The sequence below is a fragment of the Bounagaea algeriensis genome, from assembly GCF_054491375.1.
Genome location: NZ_CM137102.1, coordinates 3,173,962 through 3,193,946, shown reverse-complemented (window position 1 = coordinate 3,193,946; position 19,985 = coordinate 3,173,962). Strand labels below are relative to the sequence as shown.

At 70.5% G+C, this 19,985-nt stretch carries 17 protein-coding genes and 1 pseudogene; 11 read left to right on the top strand and 7 right to left on the bottom strand.

From position 1 onward, the window contains the following. Positions 1-3: 3 nt before the first annotated feature. Together ACVGV2_RS14515 and ACVGV2_RS14510 are read right to left on the bottom strand one after the other, a co-directional pair. Positions 4-858 carry a helix-turn-helix transcriptional regulator gene (locus ACVGV2_RS14515; RefSeq protein ID WP_459162904.1) on the bottom strand — a complete coding sequence of 285 codons (855 nt, stop codon included), beginning with the start codon at positions 856-858 and terminating at the stop codon, positions 4-6. A gap of 282 nt (positions 859-1,140) precedes the next feature. Beyond that, complete coding sequence (locus ACVGV2_RS14510) at positions 1,141-1,821, bottom strand: Pr6Pr family membrane protein (RefSeq protein WP_459162903.1); 681 nt, start codon at positions 1,819-1,821, stop codon at positions 1,141-1,143. 191 nt (positions 1,822-2,012) lie between these two features. On the opposite strand from ACVGV2_RS14510, the gene ACVGV2_RS14505 reads away from it, so the two are divergent. The 4 genes and pseudogenes from ACVGV2_RS14505 to ACVGV2_RS14490 form a co-directional block, all read left to right on the top strand. Beyond that, a complete protein-coding gene (locus tag ACVGV2_RS14505; RefSeq protein WP_459162902.1) occupies positions 2,013-2,348 on the top strand; it encodes a DUF4158 domain-containing protein in 336 nt (111 codons plus the stop codon). A 543-nt stretch (positions 2,349-2,891) separates the two neighbouring features. After that, positions 2,892-3,134 (top strand): FitA-like ribbon-helix-helix domain-containing protein, encoded by a 243-nt coding sequence (locus ACVGV2_RS14500; protein ID WP_459162901.1) that lies wholly within the window; start codon positions 2,892-2,894, stop codon positions 3,132-3,134. Next, positions 3,121-3,549, top strand: coding sequence for a type II toxin-antitoxin system VapC family toxin (locus tag ACVGV2_RS14495; protein ID WP_459162900.1), 429 nt, complete (start codon positions 3,121-3,123; stop codon positions 3,547-3,549). Before ACVGV2_RS14500 ends, ACVGV2_RS14495 begins: the two co-directional genes overlap by 14 nt. Before the next feature lie 69 nt (positions 3,550-3,618). Next, positions 3,619-3,774 (top strand): annotated as a pseudogene (locus ACVGV2_RS14490) (recombinase family protein); the annotation flags it as partial. 39 nt (positions 3,775-3,813) lie between these two features. Here ACVGV2_RS14490 and ACVGV2_RS14485 read toward each other — a convergent pair. Continuing rightward, positions 3,814-4,743 (bottom strand): proline dehydrogenase family protein, encoded by a 930-nt coding sequence (locus ACVGV2_RS14485; RefSeq protein ID WP_459162899.1) that lies wholly within the window; start codon positions 4,741-4,743, stop codon positions 3,814-3,816. A 133-nt stretch (positions 4,744-4,876) separates the two neighbouring features. Beyond that, positions 4,877-6,505, bottom strand: coding sequence for an L-glutamate gamma-semialdehyde dehydrogenase (pruA, locus tag ACVGV2_RS14480; protein ID WP_459162898.1), 1,629 nt, complete (start codon positions 6,503-6,505; stop codon positions 4,877-4,879). Between the two features lie 337 nt (positions 6,506-6,842). Here pruA and ACVGV2_RS14475 point away from each other — a divergent pair, with 337 nt between their 5' ends. Further along, positions 6,843-8,480 (top strand): PucR family transcriptional regulator, encoded by a 1,638-nt coding sequence (locus ACVGV2_RS14475; protein ID WP_459165998.1) that lies wholly within the window; start codon positions 6,843-6,845, stop codon positions 8,478-8,480. Here the strand turns inward: ACVGV2_RS14475 and coaA are convergent. After that, positions 8,444-9,376, bottom strand: coding sequence for a type I pantothenate kinase (coaA, locus tag ACVGV2_RS14470; protein ID WP_459162897.1), 933 nt, complete (start codon positions 9,374-9,376; stop codon positions 8,444-8,446). The two genes, ACVGV2_RS14475 and coaA, sit on opposite strands and share 37 nt — an antisense overlap. Positions 9,377-10,185: 809 nt before the next feature. Here coaA and ACVGV2_RS14465 point away from each other — a divergent pair. From ACVGV2_RS14465 to ACVGV2_RS14450, 4 genes are all read left to right on the top strand, one after another. Beyond that, positions 10,186-10,638 (top strand): universal stress protein, encoded by a 453-nt coding sequence (locus ACVGV2_RS14465; RefSeq protein WP_459162896.1) that lies wholly within the window; start codon positions 10,186-10,188, stop codon positions 10,636-10,638. Next, positions 10,610-11,590 (top strand): adenylate/guanylate cyclase domain-containing protein, encoded by a 981-nt coding sequence (locus ACVGV2_RS14460; RefSeq protein ID WP_459162895.1) that lies wholly within the window; start codon positions 10,610-10,612, stop codon positions 11,588-11,590. The genes ACVGV2_RS14465 and ACVGV2_RS14460 overlap by 29 nt, the downstream gene beginning before the upstream one ends. A gap of 152 nt (positions 11,591-11,742) precedes the next feature. Then, positions 11,743-13,116 (top strand): FAD-binding protein, encoded by a 1,374-nt coding sequence (locus ACVGV2_RS14455; RefSeq protein ID WP_459162894.1) that lies wholly within the window; start codon positions 11,743-11,745, stop codon positions 13,114-13,116. 95 nt (positions 13,117-13,211) lie between these two features. Further along, positions 13,212-14,453, top strand: coding sequence for a class I SAM-dependent methyltransferase (locus ACVGV2_RS14450; protein WP_459162893.1), 1,242 nt, complete (start codon positions 13,212-13,214; stop codon positions 14,451-14,453). A 208-nt stretch (positions 14,454-14,661) separates the two neighbouring features. Here ACVGV2_RS14450 and ACVGV2_RS14445 read toward each other — a convergent pair whose 3' ends face one another. After that, positions 14,662-16,086 carry a lipase maturation factor family protein gene (locus tag ACVGV2_RS14445; RefSeq protein ID WP_459162892.1) on the bottom strand — a complete coding sequence of 475 codons (1,425 nt, stop codon included), beginning with the start codon at positions 16,084-16,086 and terminating at the stop codon, positions 14,662-14,664. A gap of 312 nt (positions 16,087-16,398) precedes the next feature. Between ACVGV2_RS14445 and ACVGV2_RS14440 the strand changes: the two genes are divergently transcribed. Next, on the top strand, positions 16,399-17,310 hold the full coding sequence (locus ACVGV2_RS14440) for a putative RNA methyltransferase (RefSeq protein ID WP_459162891.1): 912 nt from the start codon (positions 16,399-16,401) through the stop codon (positions 17,308-17,310). Between the two features lie 128 nt (positions 17,311-17,438). Here ACVGV2_RS14440 and ACVGV2_RS14435 read toward each other — a convergent pair whose 3' ends face one another. Beyond that, positions 17,439-18,908, bottom strand: a complete 1,470-nt coding sequence (locus ACVGV2_RS14435; RefSeq protein WP_459162890.1) for an aldehyde dehydrogenase (NADP(+)) — start codon at positions 18,906-18,908, stop codon at positions 17,439-17,441. Between the two features lie 249 nt (positions 18,909-19,157). On the opposite strand from ACVGV2_RS14435, the gene ACVGV2_RS14430 reads away from it, so the two are divergent. Then, positions 19,158-19,964, top strand: coding sequence for an SAM-dependent methyltransferase (locus ACVGV2_RS14430; RefSeq protein WP_459162889.1), 807 nt, complete (start codon positions 19,158-19,160; stop codon positions 19,962-19,964). Positions 19,965-19,985: the final 21 nt, after the last annotated feature.

The following is a 19,985-nucleotide window of genomic DNA, read 5'->3' as shown; positions in this document are numbered from 1 at the left end:
TCCTCAAGCATCGTGCGCGGTCCCGCCGGACTCGGCGAGCGCCATCACCGTATGGCGCGCCGCAGCGGCCGGTCTTCTTCGATTTTGCGGTGTTCGCGCGGCCAGCGGCGGCAGTGCCACCAGCACGGGTGACGTCCACTCGGGGGCGATGTCGAGCGCGATCGCGTGGCCGGTGCTGACCTGCTGCGCCCGCACGCGGACCGGGTGCGGGCACTGCCCGACGGCCTGCTGCGCGGGTGCGAGGTGCGCCCGCGGGTCGGCCACGGCGGGCAGTGCCGTGCCGAGCAGCCAGTACTGCCCGGCGGGGACTCCGGTGAAGGTGAATGTTCCCGGGCGGTCGAGCAGTGACCCGGTCACGGGCACGCCGCTGGGGCTGCGTTGGCCGAACAGGCCGACGTAGATCGCGGCACCGGGCAGCTGGGCCAGCGCGGCCGCGCTCAGCGCCACCGTGCCGGTGACGGTGGCGCCGCGGCGTGCCCCGCCGGGCCGGTGCATCGGCTCGTGCGGATTCTCGGTGAGCACGTCGGGCAGGCGGCGGAACGCGGTGGGGCTCATGCCGACGGCGCGGGCGAAGCGGCTGGTGAAGGTTCCCGGGGAGTCGAAGCCGACGGCCAGGCACACGTCGAGCACGCGGTCGTCGCCGGCGAGCAGCAGCGCTTTGGCGCGTTGGAAGCGGTGCGCGGCGAGGAAGCGGCCGGGTGGTTGCCCGATGGCGCGTTCGAACGTGCGGGCCAGGTGGTAGGGGCTGTAGCCGACGTGGTCGGCGACGTCGCCGAGGCGGAGGGGCTCTGCCGCGTGGGTTGTGATGAAGCGCGCCGCTGCGGTGATGGAGTCGGACGCGGTTGCGGTATCGGGCATGGCGTTGCTCCGCGGTGGGGGATGCGCGGGGTGGGGGAAGTGCGGTGGTGGAGGGTGCGTCGGCGCACGGGTGCGTTCGTCGTGCGCCGACCGTAGCGCTGCCCACCGACGACCGCCTGAGCTCGTGCGCCGGTACCTCCGCCGGGCCGGGGACCGGGACCGCGTGTGCTGTTCGGCGTTCGGGCCCGTCCTCGGCGTTCCACGCGCACCAGCAGCGGGGGAGGGTGGCCTTGTCGAGCGCGGCGCGCTGGCCGAGGGCGGTCTGCTCGGTGCCGCGCGGCCCTACGAACCGGTGCCGACGGGCACGGCGGGTTCCTCGGTCCGGCGTTTTCCCGCGTTGCGCGGCAGGAACCGGTCGAGCGTCACGAACAGCAGTCCCAGCAGCCAGAACGCCGCGCCGTAGAGGACCACGTTCTGCGCCACCCCGGCCGGGCCGAGCATGTCGACGTTGATGAACGGGTAGGGGTAGCGCAGCTCGGCGTCGATGAGCGCGCCGCGCGCGAGGGCGAACACGAAGTAGCAGACCGGATAGGCCAGCCAGTACAACCCGTGGCGCCAGCGCAAGCGGCGGTGCTCGTCGAAGAGCAGCCAGTCGAGCACCGCCAGCACGGGCACGGCGGTGTGCAGCAGCCAGGTCGACAGTTCCATCGCCGCGGTCGGGGCGGCATCGCCGCCCTCCAACGTGTCCGCCGGCGCCTCGGCCAGCACGAAGTTGTACACCAGTCCGGTGATGACGATGTACAGGGTGGCCGCGCTCTTGAGCCAGCCCGGCAGCGGCGCGCCCCGCCCGAACGAGCCCCCGGCCGACCACGCGAACGCCGCGGCCAGCAGGACGTTGCTCTGCACGGTGAAGAACACGAGGGAATCACCCGCGCCGTGCTCGTGGACGTTGAGCACCACGCCGGCGACGGCGAGCAACGCGACCACGACGCGATAGAAGCCGGCGAGCAAACTGCCGCGCACACCCCACCCCCGAGATCAGGACGCACAAACAGTCCAACCGTAACCGAGGCGAAAGGTCCCGGATTCCGGTGCGGTGTGTGATGTGCGCGGCAGCGCGCCGCAGAACTGAGCAACCGCGGAACTCGGGATGCCGGAGGAACGTGTCGCCAGCCGCCATTCGTTTCGGTTCGGGTGATCGGTAGCGTTCGCGCATGGCGCGGGAGTTGGATCAGGACGAGCTGGTCGAGCACTGGACGCTGATCGGTGACGATCTGGACCGGGTGGCGGGCAAGCGCGGCGCGGCGAAGCTGGGCTTCGCGCTGTTGCTGAAGTTCTTCGCTGCCCGTGGTCGGTTTCCCCGTGGGCGCAGTGAGCTGCCGCCGGCGGCGGTGGAGTTCGTGGCCAAGCAGCTGCAGCTTTCGGTTGCTGATCTGGGGTTTTACGTGAACACCCGCATGCTCCAGGACGTGCTCGCCGAGGACGCATGGGCGCGCCTGCTCAGCAGCGAGGACTACCGCGGCCTCATCCCGTTGATCTGGGCCACGTAGCCATGCACGGCGAATTCGAACTGAACATGAACAGCCGTCTCGACCTCGGCCAGACACGTCCGTAAGCGAATCCGGCTTGCGTATGTACGGTAAGGATCCCCGAGAGATCCGCCCGTTTATGCCGATGAGGTTTGGCGGTCCGGGTGTTGTGGCTGCTCGTTGTGCTCTTGCAGCGTGGTGGAGCGGGACGGTGTTTGGGTGATGACGGCGGCGGCCAGGATCAACGCGACCGGGTCGTGCGCGATGGCGGTGATCCCGGTCAGATCGGGCGAAGATCAGGATGGGCACGAGGCCGAACGTCACGCGCAGCAGCGTCGTTTGCGCTGGGCTGATGAATGGCGCGGCAAGGTGCACGAACACGAAGTTCGTGCCCTGACCTGCAAGGTTGGACCGCCTCGCTCGAGGTCGAACGCGGCATCCGCGCGGACGGCAAAAGCTCGGACTCGTGGGAAGACGCCATCCGGATGTGGATCGGCAACGGACACAGGCTGTTGATCGGTCTTTGCAGTTTACCCGACAGCGCTGTTGCGCTACTGTAGCGCTATGGCGACGATCCAGATCCGAGAAATCCCGGAAGAGGCCTACGAGACGATCCGCAAGCGTGCACGCGCGGCGGGCGTGTCGATCCAGACCTACATGCGCGACCAGGTGATCGAGGTGGCCAACCGACCTACCCCCGCTGACCTGTGGCAGTCGGTGGAAACCATTCTTGCCTCGGAAAACACCCCGGGTGCCACGCACGACCAGATCATCAACGACCTGCGAGAACTCCGTGGCGACGACTGATCGCGTGCTCGATGCCTCCACGCTGATCGAGGCCCTGACCAGCAAGAGCGATGCCGCCGTCGCCCTCCGGGCGCGTCTAGACGACACCATCTGCCATGCGCCCCATCTCCTCGACGCGGAAGTCGGCAGCGTGCTGCGCAAGCAGGTGCGCCGCGGCGATATCAGCGCGACACAAGCACATGGACTGCTACACGTGGCGCACGCCCTCATCCGCGATCGCTACCCACACGGCCCGCTCGCCGATGCCGCCTGGCGACTGCGCGAGAACCTCACCTTTTACGACGCACTCTATGTCGCACTTGCCGCTCGGCTGAAACTGTCTCTGCTCACGACCGACCAGCGCTTGGCCAACGCTCCGGCCCTGCCTTGCACCGTTGAACCAGCACCGGACCAACCCCCACCGGACAGCCACTGAGGCGGTGTTCCACGGCCCGTGGCCTGCGGCGTCTCACATACCTGGTCCGGTGAAAATCTCACTTGTCGGCTCGCGGTCCCCAAGCTCGACCGGCTGGCCCGATCGATGCCGGACGCCCGCGCTATCGGCGACGCGCTGGCCGAGCGTGGCATCAAGCTCTCCCTCGGCGGGCAGGTCTACGACCCCGCCGACCCGATGGGCAAAATGTTCTTCAACATCCTGGCCTGACTCGCCGGTCGTTCAGCGGCTCAGCCGCTGAACCGCTCAGCCGCGGGTGATCAGCGAACGCGCGAAGAAGCCGAGATTGGCGGGGCGTTCGGCGAGCCGGCGCATGAAGTAGCCGTACCAGTCCGCGCCGTAGGCCACGTACACGCGCAGCCGGTTGCCCTCGGCAACGATGCGCCGCTGCTCGTCCGGGCGGATGCCGTAGAGCATCTGGTACTCGAAGTCCCCGGCGCCGCGCCCGCACCGCGCGGCCAGTTCGGAGGCGATCGGCACCAGCCGCGGATCGTGCGTGGCCACCATCGGATAGCCGTCGCCAGCCATGAGCACCCGCAGGCAGCGCACGTAGGAGCGGTCGACCTCGTGCCGCTGCTGGAACGCCACCGATGCGGGCTCGGCGTAGGCGCCCTTGCACAGCCGCACCCGCGCCCCGCCAGCGGCCAGCTCCCGGCAGTCGCCCTCGGTGCGGCGCAGGTAGGCCTGCAGCACGGCACCGACCCAGGGGAAGTCCACCCGCAGGTCCCGCAGGATGCCCAGGGTGGAGTCGATGGTGGTGTGGTCCTCCATGTCCAGGGTCACCGTGGTGCCCGCAGCGGCGGCCGCCTCGCAGATCGCGCGCGCGTTGTCCAGCGCGATCTTCTCGCCGTCGGGAGCCAGGAACTGGCCCACCGCCGAGAGCTTCACCGACACCTCGGCCTGCTCGGCCAGCCCTTCGGCGTGCAGCGCGCCGAGCACCTGTTCGTAGGCCCGGACCGCGTCGGCGGCCCGAACCCGGTCCACCGCGCCCTCGCCGAGGTGGTCGAGGCTGACGGTCATGCCCTGGTCGACGAGCCGGTGCACGGCGGACACGGCCTGTTCGGTCGTGGTGCCGGCGACGAAGCGGTCGACCACGGCGCTGGTCAGCGGGTTGGATTCGACGAGACGACGCATCTGCGGCGAGCGCGCGGCGGCCAGCAGGGTGCTCCGGAACATGGCTGCTCTCCTGGAGTCGATGCGGACAGGTGGGAGACCGTCGCCGGACCCGCTCGCGGCGGAGCGGGTTCGGCACCAGCGGTGGCGGGCCGGTTCCGCGCTCGGTGTCAGCGCGGAACCGGCGTGGGCCGCGTCAGCCCATGTGCGGGTAGGTGTGCTCGGTCGGAGCGACGAAGGTCTCCTTGATCGCCCGCGGGCTGATCCACCGCTGCAGGTTGAACATCGACCCCGCCTTGTCGTTCGTGCCGGAGGCCCTGCTGCCGCCGAACGGCTGGCGCGACACGATCGACCCGGTCGGCTTGTCGTTGACGTAGAAGTTGCCGGCGGCGAACCGCAGCCGCTGGTGCGCCTGCTCGACCGCGGCCCGGTCGGTGGCGAACACGGCGCCGGTCAGCGCGTACGGGCTGCTCGCGTCGACCTGGTCGAGCACCTCGGGGTAGGCGGCGTCGTCGTAGACGTGCACCGCGATGATCGGGCCGAAGTACTCGGTGGTGAACGCCTCGTCGTTCGGGTCGCTGCCGACGAGCACGGTCGGTTCGACGAAGTAGCCGGTCGTGTCGTCGCAACCGCCGCCGACGAGCACCTCCAGCGAGGGTTCGCGCGCCGCGCGGTCGAGCGCGGCCTTGTGCTTGGCGAACGCGCGGTGGTCGATGACCGCCCCGCCGAAGTGCGAGAAGTCGGTGACGTCGCCGAAGGAGATGGTCCGGGCGGTGTCGGCGACGCGTTCCCGCAGCCCGGACTCCCACAGCGACCGCGGCACGTAGGCGCGGGAGGCGGCCGAGCACTTCTGCCCCTGGTACTCGAACGCGCCGCGCACCATCGCCGTGGCCAAGGCCTCCGGATCGGCCGACGGGTGGGCCACGATGAAGTCCTTGCCGCCGCTCTCGCCGACGATGCGCGGGTAGCTGCGGTAGGTCTGGAGGTTCTCGCCGATGGTGCGCCACAGCTTGCGGAACGTGGCGGTGGAGCCGGTGAAGTGCAGCCCGGCGAAGTGCGGATCGCTCAGCGCGACCTCGCTGACGGCCTGGCCGTCGCCGGTGACCATGTTGATCACGCCGGGTGGCAGGCCCGCGGCCTCCAGCATCCGCAGCGAGTAGTGGGCCGCGAACTGCTGCGTCGGCGTCGGCTTCCAGACCACGGTGTTGCCCATCAGCGCCGGCGCGGTGGGCAGGTTCGCCGCGATCGCGGTGAAGTTGAACGGCGTGATCGCGGTGACGAAGCCGTCCAGCGGCCGGTAGTCCATGCGGTTCCACTCGCCCGGCACCGAACGGGGCTGTTCGGCGAGGATCCGCTGGGCGAAGTGCACGTTGAACCGCAGGAAGTCGGCGAACTCGCAGACCGCCTCGATCTCGGCCTGGTGCACCGACTTGGACTGGCCGAGCATGGTCGCGCCGTTGATCGTGTCCCGCCACGGCCCGGACAGCAGGTCGGCCGCGCGCAGCATCACCGCGGCCCGCTCGTCGAACGGCGTGGCGGCCCAGTCCGCGGCGGACTCGGTGGCCGCGGACACCGCGTCGGCGACGTCGGTGGCCGTGGCCTGCGCGGACGTGCCGAGCACGTGCCGGTGCTCGTGCGGCTGCACCACGTCGAAGCGCGCACCGCCGGCCATGCGCTGCTCGCCGCCGATGGTGCAGGTCAGCTCGACGCGGTCGGCCTCGAGCTCGGCGATGCGCTTCTGCAGCGACTCCCGCTGCGCCGATCCGGGGCGGTACTCGTGCACCGGCTCGTTGGCGGGTGCCGGAACGGACGTGAGCGCGTCCATGGCCATCCTCCTCATCGCGCGGTTCGCGGGTGGTCGTATCTCGCTCGTACCGGAAGATTAGGTGTTTTCCACGTCACGTGTGTTGTTCGATCGTCTATTGTTGTCCCGACTCGGTTGTACTGCTGCACGAACGGACCAAGGTGTGGGAGTGGACGAACAGCACGAAGTGAGCGAGTCGGGTCAGCGTGACTCAGTTCGGGGCGAGCCGGGCCGGCGCGAGCGGACTCAGCACGAGTCGGACCGGGGCGACCCGGCGGCGCAGCATGAGCCGGCCCAGCGCCCTGCCCGGGAAAGCGGGGCGCAGGAGCACGACGCGCGTGCGGGCGAGGAACGCGAGGTGCCGCTGCGGCAGTTGCTCATCGCCGTGGGCGACCCGCTGGTGGAAGTGCTCGCCGCACCCCGCGGCTTCGACGCCGCCGTCGCCGACGTCGTCATCCTCGACCCGGAGGAGGACATCAGCAGCCACCGCGGTGACTTCGTCCTCGTCATCGGCGCGCGCGGGCGGGCGGCGCTGCGTGTGGTGCGCGCCGCCGCCCGCGCGGGCGCGGTGGCCGTGGCCGTCAAGGTGACCAGCGACCAGGACGCGCGGGTGCTGCGCGACTCGGCCATCGACGAGGGCATCGCCCTGCTGGGCGTGCGCGGCGAGGTGCGCTGGGAGCAGCTCGAGTCGTTCGCCCGGTCGGCGCTGCACCACGCCCGGCTGGCCGCCGACGCCGAAGCCGCCGAGTCCATCGGCGACCTGTTCTCCCTGGCGCAGACGGTCGCGGCGATCACCCGCGGCAGCGTCAGCATCGAGGACACCGCCAACCGGGTACTGGCCTACTCGCGCTCCGACGAGGACGTCGACGAGCTGCGGCGCCTGTCCATCCTCGGCAGGCAGGGCCCCGAGTCGTACCTGGTGATGCTGCGCGAGTGGGGCGTGTACGAGCGGTTGCGCTCCAGCGAGGAAGTCGTGCGCATCGACGAGCACCCCGAGCTGGGCATCCGCGGCCGGATGGCCGTCGGCATCCACGCCGGCGCGCAGCCGCTGGGCACGATCTGGGTGCAGGAGGGGCACCGCGAACTGGCCCCCGACTCGGAACGCGCCCTGCTCGGCGCCGCCCGGGTCGCGGCGCTGCACCTGATCCGCCAGCGCACCGAGGCCAGCGCCGGCCCCCGCTTCCGCGAGAACCTGCTGACCGGTTTGCTCGACGGGCGGGTCGACGCCCGCTCGGTGGCCGACAACATCGGCGCCGACGTGGACCGGCCCGCCGCGGTCGCGGTGTGCACGCTGCGACCGGCCGAGGCCCTCGCGTCCGACCACGCGGCGCGCGAGCTGCAACGGGCCGAACTGACCAGTCTCATTTCGGTGCACGCGGCCGCCTACCGGCGCAGCGCGCTGGTGACAGTGCTCGGCTCGCGGGTGTACGTGCTGCTGCCGGACCTGCCCGCACGCGGCGCCGGGACGTCCGCGCTGGGGCTCGTGCAGGAGATCGCGCAGGCGGCGCGCCAGCACCTGCGGGTGCGGATCCGCGCCGGCATCGGCTCAGCGGCGGGGACGCTCGAGGAAGCGGCGGAGTCGCGCGCGGAGGCCGACCGCGTGCTCGGCGCGCTGTCGGCCGAGGACGGTCCGGAGATCGCCACGTTGGACGACGTGCGCGCGCACGTGCTGCTCGGCGAGGCGCTGTCGGTGCTGCGGAGCCAGGACCGGTTCCGCGACGCGCGGTTGGACGCGCTGCGGGGGCACGACGCCGACCACGGGGCCGAACTGACCCGCTCGCTGCTGGCCTACCTCGACGCGTTCGGCGATGTCCGCAGCGCCAGCGCGCAGCTGCACGTGCATCCGAACACGCTGCGGCACCGCGTCCGGCGGGCGGCCGAGATCGCCGGTGTCGACCTCGGCGACGCTTCCGAACGCCTCAACGCCCAGCTGCAACTGCGGGCCTTCGGCACCGGGCATCAGAGCTTGCGCAGGCGCACCCGGTTGATGGAGTGATCGGCATCCTTGCGCAGCACCAGCGACGCCCGCGGGCGCGTGGGCAGGATGTTGTCCACGAGGTTCGGTTCGTTGATGGTCTTCCACAGGTGCCGCGCCTCGTTGCGCGCCTCCTGGTCGGAGAGGTCGGCGAAGTGGTGGAAGTGCGCCTGCGGGTCGGCGAACGCCAGTCCGCGCAGCGCGAGGAACCGGTCGACGTACCACTGCTCGATGTTGTCGGTGTGCGCGTCGACGTAGATGGAGAAGTCGAACAGGTCCGACACGGTCAGGCTCGGGCCCGGCTGGAGCACGTTGAGCCCTTCCAGGATGAGGATGTCGGGTTGGCGGACGACCTGGCGCTCCTCGGGCAGGATGTCGTAGGCGCGGTGCGAGTACACGGGCGCGGAGACCTCGGGCTCGCCGGATTTCACCTCGGTGACGAACCGCAGCAGCTTGCGGCGGTCGTAGCTTTCCGGGAAGCCCTTGCGGTGCATGATGCCGCGGCGCACGAGTTCCGCTTTCGGGTGCAGGAACCCGTCGGTCGTGACCAGGTCGACGCGCGGGTGGTCGGGCCAGCGGGCCAGCAGGGTGCGCAGGATGCGCGCGGTCGTCGACTTGCCGACCGCGACGCTGCCGGCGATGCCGATGACGAACGGCACCTTCGCCGTGTTCCCGCCGTCCCCGAGGAAGGTGGTGGAGGCCGTGTGCAGCTGCTGCCGGGCGGCCACCTGGAGGTTGATCAGCCGCGACAGGGGGAGGTAGACCTCGGCGACCTCGGGGAGGTCCACCGGCTCCCCCAGGCCGCGCAGCCGGTCGAGCTCCTCCTCGGTCAGCGGCAGCGGCAGGCTGTCGCGCAGCTCTCGCCACTGCTCGCGGTGCAGTTCGACGTACGGGCTCTGCTCGCGAACGCGCGTCACGCTATACCCCTCGACGATGAGGCGGGGACAACAACGACCCGTGCTGCCGCAGCGGCAACGCCGGAAGGCTAGACCCGCACGTTCACCGCGTGCAGTGATCCACTGCACTGTGAGAGCAACGGAACAACGCGCCGCGCAGTTGCGCGGGCAGCTGAAGGGGCGGCCCGTGCGGCGACGGCCACCGAACGGCACCGGTGGTCGCCGCCGGATCACTGCCCGCGGTGCAGCGCCGAATGCCGGTAGCTGCAGGCGAAGTGGACCGCGAGAGCGATGGGAAACCAGATGCCGAAGCGTTCGAGGGTGCGTCGAAGGACTACCGTGCTACCGACGAGCAGGCGGCTGAAGACATGCAAGGTGGGTTGCGGCGGTGAACGGGATCAGCCCGTTCCATGCTGGGCGTTTCTCGCCGCTCGATCGCTCGGTACGTGTCGGCGGGGATCTTGGCTCCGGAGTTGTACACGCCGGGCGGGCAGGCCCGGTTCCGGCTGGAGGATGCGCGGGAGCAGCTCCGCGAGCACTCTCGGCGCCAGCGGGAGCAGTGATTCTTCGGGAGTTGCCCCGAGAAAGCAGTTCACCTCCCAATTCGGCGGGAAACGTACGCCGCCACCGGAGATGTGGTGTTGTACGAGTGCACAACCCTGATCGCGATCGGTTGGGCGATCAGATGAAGGGTGGCTGCGCGGGGCGTGTCGCGCGACGCGGAACGGTGCGCTCGTGCGCCCTGCGTGACCGCGGTTGGCCGCGATCGTTAGTGTTCACGCCGGTTCTCACGGCGCCAGGGGATCGTGTTCAGCGGAAGGAAGCAGTCGATGTCCAACTACGCCACGGTCGTCGTCGGCACGGACGGATCGCCGCCGTCGCTGCAGGCGGTCGGCAGGGCCGCAGAGGTGGTGCGCGACGCCGCCTCCGAGCTCGTGGTGGTGTGCGCCTACACCCCGAACGACGAGCGGCAGATCAACGAAGCCCGCGACGAGCTCGGGGACGAGGCCTTCCAGGTCGTCGGTTCCACACCCGCCGAAGACACGCTGCGCGAGGCCGCCGACATCGCCCGCGCCGCCGGTGCGAAGCAGGTGCGCACCGCGGCCGAGGTGGGCAACCCCATCGGGGTGCTGCTCGAACAGGCCGAGAACAACGCGGCGGACCTGCTCGTGGTGGGCAGCCGTGGCCTCAACACCCTCAAGGGGCGCATCCTGGGGTCCGTGCCCTCCGAAGTATCCCGCCGAGCGGAGTGCGATGTCCTCGTCGTCCGAACAGCACGCTGAGTTCCGCGGACACGCCGACGAGGTCGCCGAGGTCCTGCTCGGCAGCGAGCCGCAGTACCGCAAGGCCGAGGTCGCCGCGGCGGCCGGTGTGGAGCTCGAGCGCGCCGAACGCCTCTGGCAGGCCATGGGCTTCTCCCACGTGGGCGACGACGACGTCGTGTTCACCGACGCCGACGTGGGCGCGCTGCGCGCGCTGGTGCAGCTCGTCTCCGCCGACGTGATCCACCCCGAGCTGGAGACCGCGGTCGCGCGCAGCCTCGCGCAGACCATGTCGCGCCTGGCCGAGTGGGAGGTCGGCATCTTCCGCTCGGTGCTGGGCGAGACGTTCACCCAGGACCCGGCGACCACGGCGGAAGTCGCCCGGGCGATCCTGCCGGTCATGGAGCGGATGCAGAGCTACGTGTGGCGGCGGCACCTGGCCGCCACCGCCGCGCGGGAGCTCTCCGACACCGCGTCCTCGGAAGAGCGCGTCCAGGTGATCGGATTCGCCGACATCGTCGGCTACACGCGGCTGATCAGGGACTTCACCGAGCTCGAACTGGCGCGGCTCATCGACGCGTTCGAGGAGCTGGCCACGGGCGTCGTGGCGGAGAACCGCGGTCGCATCGTCAAAACCGTCGGTGACGAGGTGCTGTTCGTCACCGAGCGCCCCGGCGACGCGGCCGAGGTCGCGTTGACGCTCAACGAGCGCATCGCCGAGAGCGAGCTGCCACCGCTGCGCATCGGTCTGGCCCGCGGCACGGTGCTCAGCCGTTTCGGCGACGTGTACGGCTCGACGGTGAACATCGCCAGCAGGCTGACCTCGGTGGCGCGGCCCGCGTCGGTGCTCGTCGACCAGCAGCTGGCCGAGGCGCTGCGCCCCGTGGGCACCTACCGCCTCGCCCCGCTGGGACCGCACAAGGTGCCCAGTTTCCGCGGCGTGCGGGCCTGGGCGCTGCGGCGGGCGAACTGACGAGCGAGTGCGCCGTTCGCACCCTCACCATCGTCCGGAGGAGTGGCGCCCCGGGGTGACGAGCGAAGGCCGGGCGCGCCGGCGAACGTGGGGCACGGCATAGCCGCATGCCGGGGGCTGCTCGTCGGCGGTCGGCGCCCTAGAGTCGGGGTATGCCGGATACCTCCGCGACGCCCGCGCACGCCGACCGGGTCGAGAACCTGCGCCGCCAGTACTCCGCCATCCCGTCCGGACAGCCGGTGCGCCTGGCCAAGCCGACGTCGAACCTGTTCCGCTTCCGCTCCACCGAGGACCGTCCCGGCCTCGACGTCGCGCCGTTCGACCACGTCCTCGAGATCGACCGCGACGCCGACCGCGCCCAGGTCGAGGGCATGGCGACCTACGAGTCCATCGTGGACGAACTGCTGCCGTCCGGATACATCCCGAAGGTCGTGCCGCAGTTGAGGACCATCACGCTCGGCGGTGCGGTCGCCGGGCTGGGCATCGAATCCACCTCGTTCCGGAACGGACTCCCGCACGAATCCGTGCGGGAGATGGACATCCTCACCGGCGACGGCCGCGTGGTCACGGCACGGCCGGACAACGAGCACGCCGCGCTGCTGCGCGGATTCCCCAACTCCTACGGCACGCTCGGGTACTCGTTGCGGCTGGACATCGAGCTGGAACGCGTCGCGCCCTACGTGCGGCTGCGCCACCTGCGGTTCACCTCCGCGGCCGAGTGCGTCGCCGAGCTCGTGCGGCTGTGCACCGAGCGCGACTGCGAGGGGCGCCGGGTCGACTTCCTCGACGGCACCGTGTTCGGTCCGGACGAGCTGTACCTGACCGTGGGCACCTACACCGAGGACGCGCCCTACACCAGCGACTACACCGGTCAGGACATCTACTACCTGTCGCTGCGGCAGCGCCACGTCGACTACCTGCGGACGTACGACTACGTCTGGCGCTGGGACACCGACTGGTTCTGGTGTTCGCGGGCTTTCGGCACGCAGAACCGGTGGATCCGTCCTCTGTGGCCGAAGAAGTACCGGCGCTCCGACGTGTACCGCAAGCTGGTCTCGCTCGACCGGCGCTACGCGCTGACCGACCGGATCTCCGTGCTGCGCGGACGCGGCGGCAACGAAGCGGTGATCCAGGACGTGGAGATCCCCGCCGAGCGGTTGGCCGAGTTCCTCGAGTTCTTCGACCGCGAGATCGGCATCAGCCCCGTGTGGCTGTGCCCGGTGGCGCTGCGTGATGCGCAGGGCTGGCCGCTGTACCCGATGGATCCGGACACGCTCTACGTCAACGTCGGGTTCTGGTCCATGGTGCCGCTGCGGCCCGGCGAAGCACCGGGCACGTACAACCGGCGCATCGAGACCGCGGTGCGCGAACTCGGCGGGCACAAATCGCTGTACTCCAACGCCTACTACACCGAGGACGAGTTCTGGCAGCTGTACAACGCCGAGTCCTACCGCGCGCTCAAGCAGGAGTACGACGCGGACGGGCGGCTGCCGGACCTGTACGACAAGTGCGTGCGCGAACGCTGAGCGAAGCGTCCTGCGCGGCGAGGCCTCCTGCGTGGACTTTCCACAAGGTGGGCGAAGAAAGAAAAAATCGAACGAGCAGGGGAGGAGTCGCGATCATGGGCTGGGCAGACATGGTGCGACGGGTGTTCGGCGAAGATCTCCCGGTCGAGGTCACGGCCTTCGACGGCAGCGGCACCGGGCGAACCGGAGCGGCAGCGAGGGTGGAAATCACGTCCCCGCTGGCACTGGCGCACCTCGCGGCTGCCCCCGGTGAACTCGGTCTGGCACGGGCCTACGTCAGCGGTGCCATCGACGTGCGCGGTGACATGTACACCGCGCTGTCCGGTTTCCCGACCCCGCAGCTGGGGGAGTTGCCGGCCGGGTTGCGCACCGAGCTGCTGACCAAACTGGCCGCGTACCGCGTGTGGTGGCCCGTGTCCGTGCCGGAGGTGGAGCACCGGCCACGCGGGTTGCTGCGCGGACTGCGCCACTCGAAGCGCCGGGACAGCACGTCCGTGTCGTACCACTACGACGTGTCCAACCGGTTCTACGAATGGGTGCTGGGGCCGTCGATGGCCTACACGTGCGCGGTGTTCCCCTCCGCGGATTCCACGTTGGACGAAGCCCAGCACGCCAAGCACGACTTGGTCGCGCGGAAGCTGGGGCTGCGTTCCGGGATGCGGTTGCTGGACGTCGGCTGCGGCTGGGGCGGCATGGTCGTGCACGCTGCTGAGAACTACGGCGTCCGCGCCCTCGGCGTGACGCTGTCGCGGCAGCAGGCGGAGTGGGCGCAGAAGGTGATCGCCGAGCGGGGGCTCACGGAGCTGGCCGAGGTGCGCCACCTGGACTACCGCGACGTGCCGGAGTCCGGTTTCGACGTGGTCAGCTCGATCGGCATGACCGAGCACATCGGACGCGACCAGCTCGCCGGGTACTTCCGCTCGATGGCGGCGAAATTGCGGCCCGGCGGTCGGCTGCTCAACCACTGCATCACCCGTCCGCAGGACGGCTACGGCATCCGTGCGGGCAAGTTCATCGGCAGCTACGTGTTCCCGGACGGCGAGCTGGAACCGGTGGGCACGCTGGCCTCCGAGATGAACGACAACGGGTTCGAGATCCGGCACGAGGAGAACCTGCGGGAGCACTACGCCAAGACGCTGGCGGGCTGGTGCGCGAACCTGGACCGGAACTACAGCGCCGCGGTCGCGGAGGTCGGACCGCAGCGGGCGCGCGTGTGGCGGTTGTACATGGCGGCCTGCCGCATCGGCTTCGAACGCAACGTGGTCCAGCTGCACCAGATCCTGGGAGTCAAGCTCGACGGAACCACCTCGGGCATGCCCCTGCGCCCGGACTGGTAACACCTCGTCCCGGCATCCCAGCACCCTTCCTGCCGGGGAAGCCGCGGCCGGGGGTGTGTACATTTCTCGAGAAACGTCGGCGACTTTTCTCGAGAAATGTTCCACCACGGGGCCGCGGACGGGACGCGGGCTCGGGCAGCACCTCGGCCGGGGCTCCTGGTCAGTGGGAATCCTGGCCAGTGGGGTTCGTGGTCGACCGGGGCCGTCGTCAGCGTGCGAGGTCCTCGCGCGTCTGCGGTGGGATGAGCTCGCCGACGGGTTCGCGCGCCCACCACGCTCCGCTGGATCGGCGTTGCTCGCGCGTGGTGAAGCGGTAGTGGAACATGCGCGCCCGCACCAGCACCGGCGGCTCGTCCGGGAAGGGGTTGTGCCGCAGCAGCCGGAGCACGTTCCGGTCGTTGCGCAGCAGCGCGTCGAGCAGTCGCGGCAGCCATCCGCGCCCGTATCCGGGGGCGATCGCGCAGAACCACATCAACCAGTCCAGGCGCAGGTGGTACGGCGCGATCTGCGGCGGTCGCCGCTGCGGATCCCCCGGTTTGCCGCGGAACTCGTACTCCCACCACCCCTGCTCGGGGTCGCTGGTGCCCTCCAGCACCACCTCGTAGCGGCTGCGGGTGATCGAACCGAAGGCACCGTAGGTGTTGCCCACGTGGAACTTGTTGAACGAACGGTTCATCACCTGCCGCCGTCCGAGCATGTTGCGGACCGGCCAGTAGCTGAGCACCACGATGAGCACGGTGACCGCCGCGACGAGCGCGGCGAACCACACCGGTGGCGCGGACACGTCCTGCGGCACGGGCACGAGCGCACCCAGCCACCGGTCGTCGAGCGCGGACACGGCGAGGGTGAGCGTCACCGCGTTCAGCCACGCGAAGTTGCCCGACAGCATCAACCACGCCTGCGTGACGATGACGCACAACGCGGCGATGCCGGCCACCGGCTGGGGAAGGAACAGCGCGAACGGCACGACGAGCTGGGTGGCGTGGTTGGCGAGCACCTCGACGCGGTGCAGCGGTTTCGGCGCCTGGTGGAACCAGCGGCTCAACGGTCCCGGCATCGGCTGCGTTTCGTGGTGGTAGTACAGCGCCGTCAGGTCCCGCCAGGCGGGATCGCCGCGGATCTTGATCAGTCCGGCACCGAACTCCACGCGGAACAGCAGCCAGCACAGCAGCCATATCGTCGGTGCCGGCGCGGCGACGTGCGCGGGACCCAGCAGCGCCACGAGAAGGCCCGTTTCCAGCAGCAGGGATTCCCAGCCGAACGAGTACCAGATCTGCCCGACGTTGACGATGGACAGGTACAGCGCCCACAGCAGCAGCCACCACAGCAGATTCGCCCACACGGGCAGGATTTCGGTGAGTCCCAGCAGGGCGAGCGCGCTGAGGGCGATGCCGGCCCACGCCACGGCGGCGAACCCGCGGTCCGAGTAGTGCCAGTGGAAAATGCTGGGGCTGCCGCGGAAACCCGTGGCGGCGAGGTAGCGGGGGATCGGGGTGAGCCCGTTCTGCCCGAGCAGGCCGCGGAACTGGTTCAGCGCGCAGGTGAACGCGAGCAGGTACAGCAGCGCCACCAGCCGCTGCACCACGAAGCGCGCCGCCCAGTAGTTCTCGGCGGTGAACCACTCCCACGTCATGTCCGCACCTCGGTGCGCTCGACGGAACCGTCCGGGCTACCGCGGCGGACGGTCCGGCGCAGCGGCCGGAGCACCGCCGACATACGTCCTCCTTCCGCATGTGCGGGGCGGGACCGGTGCCGTGTCACAGCGTGAGCGGCTGCGTGCGCCCAGTCTGCGTGCGCCCAGTCTAGGACGAGCGGACCGCGCGGGCGCACCAGTCGCCTCGACCGTGCCGGTCCCCGGGGTGGTCCGTGTCGCAGTCGGTCATGCCGCAGGGGCGCCGGTTGGCCGCGGCGGGCCGGCAGCTGCGGATAGACTGGTCACCCGACGGTGCGGCGTGCAGGCCCCGCGGTGGCGCCGCCGGTGATCGACGAGGAGGAGAGCGTGCTCGACGACCTGGTCGGGTTGTTGGCATGCCCGCACTGCGGGGGCGGGCTCGTCGCCGAGCCGGGGAGGTTGTGCTGCGCTGCCGGACACGGATTCGACATCGCACGCCAGGGCTACGTCAACCTCGCCACGGGTTCGTCGAGCCTCGGGGATGCGGCGGAGATGGTGGCGGCGCGGGCCGCGTTCCTCGCCGCCGGTCATTACGAACCCATCGCCGAGTTGCTCGCGGCGCAGGTGGCGGCGCACGCCCCTTCCGGTCCGGTGGCGGACGTGGGTGCGGGCACGGGCTACTACCTGGCGCGTGTGCTCGACCGCCGCCCGGGCGAGGCGGGGCTCGCGTTGGACGCGTCGAAGTACGCCTGCCGCCGCGCGGCGAAGGTCCGTTCCGGTGTGGCAGCGGTGGTGGCCGACACGTGGCGGCACATCCCCGTCCGCGACGGTGCGGTCGCGGCGGCGTTGAACGTGTTCGCCCCGCGCAATGCGGCCGAGATCCACCGCGTCCTGCGGCCGGTGGGGCGCCTGTTCGTGGTGACGCCGCGGAGCGGGCACTTGGCGGAACTGGTACGTGGGCTGGGGCTGCTGACGGTGGAGGAGGGCAAGCAGGACCGGCTGGACCGCCGGCTCGGCGCGTACTTCACGCAGGTCGACCAGCGCGCCTGCACGTTCCGGATGCGGCTGGATGCCGACGAGGTGCGCGCGCTCGTGGGGATGGGGCCGAGCGCGTGGCACGCGGGTGCGCAGAGCTCGGCCGAGCGCGTGGCGGCGCGCGGGCGGTTCACGGAGGTGTCGGCGGCGGTGACGCTGGGCGTGTACCGCCCACGTGCCGAACCGCAGGCCGCCCGCACCGGACAGTAGGCCCGGCGCGGGTGGTGGCGAAGGGACGTTTCTCGAGAAAAGTCGGGTACTTTTCTCGAGAAATGTCCTCACCCCTCGGTCGGGTGGGCCGAACGGGTGTGGTGTCCGGCGAAGCGGGCCGCGTGTGCTCAGCGCACGGTTTGCGGTACGCCCCACGGGTTGTCGCTGCGCACGGGGGTGGGCAGCAGGGCTTCCGGGGTGTTCTGGTAGGTCACCGGCCGCAGGAAGCGTTCGATGGCCGCCGTGCCGACCGAGGTGAACCGGGAGTCGGTGGTGGCCGGGTACGGACCGCCGTGCTGCATCCCGTCGCTGACGGCGACGCCGGTGGGCCAGCCGTTGACGAGCACACGTCCGGCTCGCCCGCGCAGTCGGCGCACCAGTTCGCGGCTGAACGCCGCGTCCGCGTCGCCGTCGCCGCTCGTTTCGGTGTGCACGGTTGCCGTGAGGTTGCCGTGCAGCTCCTCGGCGGCGAGCAGCGCGTCCTGCTCGGACCGGTAGGTGGCCACGATGGACAGTGGGCCGAACGCCTCGTCGAGGAGCGTTTCCCGGTTGTTCAGCAGCGTGCGCACGTCGGTGGTCACGAGCGTGGGCGTCGGCTGCTCGTCGGCGGTGCCCGCGGTGAGCACGCGCACGCCTGGCACCTGGGTGATCTCGGAGCGCCGTCCGCAGTAGCCCTCGTGCAGCCGGTCGTTGAGCAGCGCGTGCCCGGGCACCGCGGCGGATGCCGCGGCCAGGGTGTCCTCGAGCCCGTGGTCCTCCGGCAGGAACAGCAGGCCCGGTTTGGTGCACAGCTGCCCGGCGTTGCCGGAGAACGAGGTGACGAAGCCCTTGGCCAGTTCCTCGCCGCGGGCGCGCACGGCCTCATCGGTGGCGAAGGCCGGGTTGATGCTGCCGAGCTCGCCGAAGAACGGGATCGGCGTGGGCCGAGCGTTGGCGATGTCGAACAGGGCGCGTCCGGCGGGCACGGATCCGGTGAACGCCGCGGCGGCGATCCGCGGGTCGCGCAGCGCCGTGGTCCCGGTTTCGAAGCCGAGCACGACGGCGAACGTCCCGTCACAAGCGCCGGCGCCGCGCAGTGCTTCGGTGACGATCTCACCGGTGCGCACGGACAGGCGCGGGTGCCCCGGGTGGGCTTTGAGTACGACCGGGCAGCCGGCGGCCAGGGCGGAGGCGGTGTCCCCGCCGGCCACGGAGAACGCGAACGGGAAGTTGCTCGCCGCGAAGACGAGCGTCGGTCCCAGTGGCTGGTTTACGCGGCGCAGGTCGGGTTTCGGTCCGAGCGGGAAGTCGCCGTCGGCGCGGTCGATCGTCGCGCCGAGGTAGGTGCCTTCGTCGAGCACCCGAGCGAACATCCGCAGCTGGTAGGTGGTGCGTTTCAGCTCGCCGGTCAGCCGCCCTTCGGAGAGGTGGGATTCCTCCTGGGCGAGCGGTACGAGTTCGGCGGAGGCGGCGTCCAGCGCGTCGGCGACCGCGGTCAGCTGCCGCGCGCGGTCGGCCGGGGGCTGGGTGCCGAAGGCCTCGGCGGCTTCGGTGGCGCGCGTCAGGATCGCGTCGAGTTCTTCCGGTGTCGTGTTGACGAGGGGATCGGTGGCGGTCAACGGTGCCTTCCTCCGGTGCGACGGCGTTCACCGCCACGGTAGTACACGGCGCGCAGCCGTGTGCGGGATGTCGAACCAGGTTCGGCATTTTGTTGGCTGCTCGTGAAGCTGGAGCCACACCAGGTGGGTGACCGACCGCGCTTCGTGTCGCTAGGATTCGAGTCGATCAAGGAGTCACTCTGTGGGATTACGGCGTGCAGCGCGGGCTTCGGGGCGGCGCCGGATCCCGGGAACGGGAGGACGCTGAGCATGCAGCGAAACGACTGGTTGCCGCCCGACATCGATCTGGAGAAACCCAGCGCGGCGCGGTGCTACGACTTCTACCTGGGCGGGGCGCACAACTTCGAGGTCGACCGCGAGCTCGGCCGCGAGGTGATGGAGGTCGTGCCCAACATCCGGGAGATCGCGCAGAACAACCGGGCGTTCATGCGGCGAGCGGTGCGGTACTGCCTGGACCGGGGCGTCCGGCAGTTCCTCGACCTCGGGTCCGGCATCCCGACGGCGGGCAACGTGCACGAGATCGTGCACGCGGTCGACCCCGAGGCCCGCGTGGTCTACGTGGACAACGAACCCGTCGCCGTCGCGCACAGCGAAACGATGCTCGCCGAGGAGCCCAACGCGACGGTGATCCAAGCGGACATGCTCGACGCCGACAAGGTCGTCGGCGCCCCCGAAACGCAGCGGTTGCTGGACTTCTCGCGGCCGGTGGCCGTGATGATGATCGCGGTCGTGCACTTCGTCGACGAGGACGCGCAACCAGGTGAGATCATCCGCCGCTACCACGAGCGGGTGGCACCGGGCAGTTATCTCGGCTTCTCGCACGTCACCGGCGACGACTACCCGGAAGGCACCCGCGGGCTGGTCGAGCTCTACGAGAACAGCTCCAACCCGGGGACCCTGCGCAGCCGCTCCCGCGTCGAGCAGCTGCTGTCGGACTTCTCCCTCGTCGACCCCGGCGTGGTCTACGCCCCCGAGTGGCGGCCCGACGCGCCCGGGGACGTCGGAGACCACCCGGAGCGCTCGATCGTCTACGGAGCCGTCGGGTACAAGGACTGACCCAGCACCGCAGCCGGCAGG